The 3509-nt window shown below is 68.2% G+C and carries 5 protein-coding genes; 3 read left to right on the plus strand and 2 right to left on the minus strand.

What is annotated here, in order from left to right; genetic code table 11:
- Nucleotides 1-193 (plus strand): hypothetical protein (locus tag ETD85_RS64220; protein ID WP_170247481.1); only part of this gene is annotated, 193 nt, incomplete at its 5' end.
- A 65-nt stretch (nucleotides 194-258) separates the two neighbouring features.
- Here the strand turns inward: ETD85_RS64220 and ETD85_RS60955 are convergent.
- On the minus strand, nucleotides 259-537 hold the full coding sequence (locus ETD85_RS60955; RefSeq protein ID WP_138698881.1) for a hypothetical protein: 279 nt from the start codon (nucleotides 535-537) through the stop codon (nucleotides 259-261).
- A gap of 224 nt (nucleotides 538-761) precedes the next feature.
- On the minus strand, nucleotides 762-1406 hold the full coding sequence (gene phoU, locus ETD85_RS60960) for a phosphate signaling complex protein PhoU (RefSeq protein WP_138698882.1): 645 nt from the start codon (nucleotides 1404-1406) through the stop codon (nucleotides 762-764).
- 132 nt (nucleotides 1407-1538) lie between these two features.
- On the opposite strand from phoU, the gene ETD85_RS60965 reads away from it, so the two are divergent.
- Together ETD85_RS60965 and ETD85_RS60970 are read left to right on the plus strand one after the other, a co-directional pair.
- On the plus strand, nucleotides 1539-2711 hold the full coding sequence (locus ETD85_RS60965; RefSeq protein WP_138698884.1) for a sensor histidine kinase: 1173 nt from the start codon (nucleotides 1539-1541) through the stop codon (nucleotides 2709-2711).
- The gene (locus ETD85_RS60970; RefSeq protein WP_138698883.1) at nucleotides 2708-3400 is read left to right on the plus strand and encodes a response regulator transcription factor; all 693 of its coding nucleotides are present in this window, start codon (nucleotides 2708-2710) and stop codon (nucleotides 3398-3400) included. Before ETD85_RS60965 ends, ETD85_RS60970 begins: the two co-directional genes overlap by 4 nt.
- Nucleotides 3401-3509: the final 109 nt, after the last annotated feature.

Raw genomic sequence — 3509 nt, forward strand, 5'->3', positions numbered from 1 at the left:
GGGAGGGGGAGCGAGCCGGATCGTCGGCCCGGACGGCGGGGTGGTCGCCGAGGGCCATCCGGGGCGGCCGGGCCTGGTCGTGGCCGACATCCGGGTGCCGGACCGCTCGCTGCTCGGACGCTGGGACGCCCGGCAGAACCCGGCGCTCTTCAACCGGTGGCTGACCGGCGTGACCGGCACCGACCGGGACTGAAGCGCTCGACGCTGAAGGGCCCGGCGCCGAGGTGCCCGGCCAGGGGGGAGACCGCCGAAGCGCGGTCAGTTGCTGGTAGGCGGTTCGCCGTCCCACTGCTGCTGCAGGTTGAGGGTTTTGGTGATCCGCCTGGCCTTCTCTATGCATTCAGGGCAGATCGGCTCATCGATGGACCTGGCCACGGCATCCGGCAGGGCCGGACGCAAGGTGCCCAGAGCCGTGATCCCGGGCGGACGGTTCGTCTCGGGATCGACCAGCATCGTCTCGACCTTCTGCGGATCGAAGCTGAACGTGCTTTTGCACGCATAGCAGCGCCCCGTCGTCGTGGCTGGCTCGCCTGTCATTCGATGCCGTCCTTCCTTCGCGGGTAAACGGCTCATATTCAACACAGCCCTAAATCGGCCCCTCGTGCAAGGGACCGCACCAATCATTCCAAACGGAGCTGACCCTTCAGCCCCGTCGCAGGGAATGATCGCAAGAATCGCGGGCCGGTGAAACCTGCGCACGCGTGACGCCCCCGCGACGACCTGCCTCGTTCGCGGGGGCGTTTTCGCGGCCGGACGGCCGGTCAGCTGGGCCGGGCTCCTGTCACCAGGTAGACGACATCTCCCGCCACCCGAACCGCATGATCGGCATACCGCTCGTAATACCGCCCGATCAACGTGATGTCGATCGCCGGCTCCACCCCATGCGCCCAATCCTTGGCCAGGATGTTCCTGAACAGCCGCCGGTGCAGCCGGTCCATCGCGTCGTCGTCCTGCTCCAGTTCCAGGGCCGACTCCACGTCCCGCGAGGCCACGCAACTCCCGGCCTTCGTGACCAGGTTCTCCGCGATCTGCCCCATCTCGACGATCGTGGAGCGCGTCTCCGGCGGGATCGCCGAGTCGGGGTGCCGCAGCCGGGCCACCTTGGCGACATGGACGGCGAGGTCACCCATGCGTTCGAGGTCGGTGCCCATGCGCAGCGCCGTGATGACCATCCGCAGGTCCACCGCGACCGGTTGCTGCCTGGCCATCAGCTCGAAGATCGAGGACTCGATGTCGGCAAAGGTGGCGTTCACTTCCGCGTCCCGGGAAATGACACTCTCTGCGAGCTGGAGGTCGGCGTCGAGGAGGGCCGTGGTGGCACGGGAAATGGCCGAGCGGACAAGCCTGGTCATTTCCACCAGCTTGCCAGTCAGCGAATCAAGTTCTTCATGGTACGCGTCGCGCATGTCGTCACCGTACGTGCCGGTCGATGAACGAACCCCTACAGCCAGATGAACTTTCCAGGAAAGGGGCGTTCATCCCCTGATGAGAGGGTCTGTCCTGGGGAGACGCCACCTACCATCGGAGTCATGAGTGAGATGGCCATGAGCTTCGCGGCCCTGGCCGGGTTCGTTGTCGGCGCCCTGGCGGTCCTCTTCTACCGCAACCAGATCGAGGCCCCGAGCAGGACCGATGCGGTCGAAGGCGTCGAGACCGGAGCCGCGCTGCCACAGGGTGTGGCATCCGTCCTGGCCGTGCTGCCCTCGTCCGCCGTGGTGCTCGACGCGCACGACAAGGTGCTGCGAGCCAGCTCGGCCGCGCGGGCGTTCGGGCTGGTCAAGGGTGATCGGCTGATGGCCGCCGAGCTGCTGGCGCTGGCCCGGCAGGTACGCCGCGACGGCGAGATCCGCGAGAGCGAGATCGACGTCGCGGGGCACAAGTTCGGCCAGGAGACCACGAACTTCGCCGTCCGCGTCGCCCCGCTCGGCTCCTTCGGCCAGGTGCTGGTCCTCGCCGAGGACCAGACCGAACGCCGCAGGGTCGAGGCGGTGCGCCGTGACTTCGTCGCGAACGTCAGCCACGAGCTGAAGACCCCGGTGGGCGCGCTCAGCCTGCTGGCCGAGACCATCCAGGACGCCGCGGACGATCCCGAGGCCGTCACCCGCTTCGCCGGGCGCATGCAGCACGAGGCCGCCCGGCTCACGTACCTCGTCCAAGACCTGATAACGCTCAGCAGGATCCAGGGCGCCGAGCCCATCCCCACCCCCGGGCAGGTCACGATCGACGAGGCCATTCACGACGCCATCGACCACTGCAACACCAAGGCCGCCGCCAAGGACATCACGCTCGTCTTCGGCGGCACCGAGGGTCTGCGGATCTGGGGCGACGACGAGTTGCTCGTCACCGCGCTGCGCAACCTGATCGACAACGCCGTCGCCTACAGTCCCGAGCACACGAGGGTCGTCGTCAGCGTGCGGCCCGCGGGCGACTCCGTCGAGATCAGCGTCAGCGACCAGGGGATCGGGATCCCCGAGGAGTCGCTGGAGCGCATCTTCGAACGCTTCTTCCGCGTGGACGCGGCCAGGTCGCGTGCGACCGGCGGGACCGGGCTCGGCCTGGCCATCGTCAAGCACGTCGCCGCCGCGCACGCGGGCGAGGTGTCCGTTTGGAGCAAGGAAGGGTCCGGCTCCACCTTCACGCTCCGCCTGCCCGCCTTCGGCGGCACGGCGGTGGCAGTACCACCCTCGATTCCCCTGGAGGCCGCCAAATGACCCGAGTACTGGTCGTGGAGGACGAGGAGTCCTTCTCCGACGCTCTGTCCTACATGCTGCGCAAGGAGGGTTTCGAGGTGTCGGTCGCGACGACCGGACCCGAAGCGCTCGACACCTTCGACCGTAATGGCGCCGATCTGGTGCTGCTCGACCTGATGCTGCCGGGTCTGCCCGGCACGGAGGTGTGCCGCTCGCTGAGGCAGCGCTCGAAGGTGCCGGTCATCATGCTGACGGCCAAGGACAGCGAGATCGACAAGGTGGTGGGCCTCGAACTGGGCGCCGACGACTACGTCACCAAGCCGTTCTCCTCGCGCGAGCTCGTGGCCCGCATCCGCGCGGTGCTGCGCCGCCAGGGCGACGTCGTGGAGGAGCTGGAGACGGCCGTCCTGGCCGTCGGCCCGGTGCGCATGGACGTCGACAGGCACGTCGTCGCCGTGCGAGGGGAGCAGGTGCAGCTCCCGCTGAAGGAGTTCGAGCTGCTGGAGGTGCTGCTGCGCAACGCCGGGCGCGTGCTGACCCGCGGCCAGCTCATCGACCGCGTCTGGGGCGCCGACTATGTGGGCGACACCAAGACCCTCGACGTGCACGTCAAGCGGCTACGCGCCAAGATCGAGTCCGACCCGTCCAACCCGCGCTGCATCCTGACGGTGCGCGGCCTGGGCTACAAGTTCGACGCGACCGAAGACTGAAAACCCTTGTTCCGGTACGCGTGCCGTACCGGAACAAGGGTTTTCGCCTGTGTCAGTGAGCCTCTTCCGCGGGCGCGGACGGCGTCGGGGTGGGCGTGGGGGCCGGAGT

This window comes from Nonomuraea zeae (assembly GCF_005889725.1).
GTDB classification, from domain to species: Bacteria; Actinomycetota; Actinomycetes; order Streptosporangiales; family Streptosporangiaceae; genus Nonomuraea; species Nonomuraea zeae.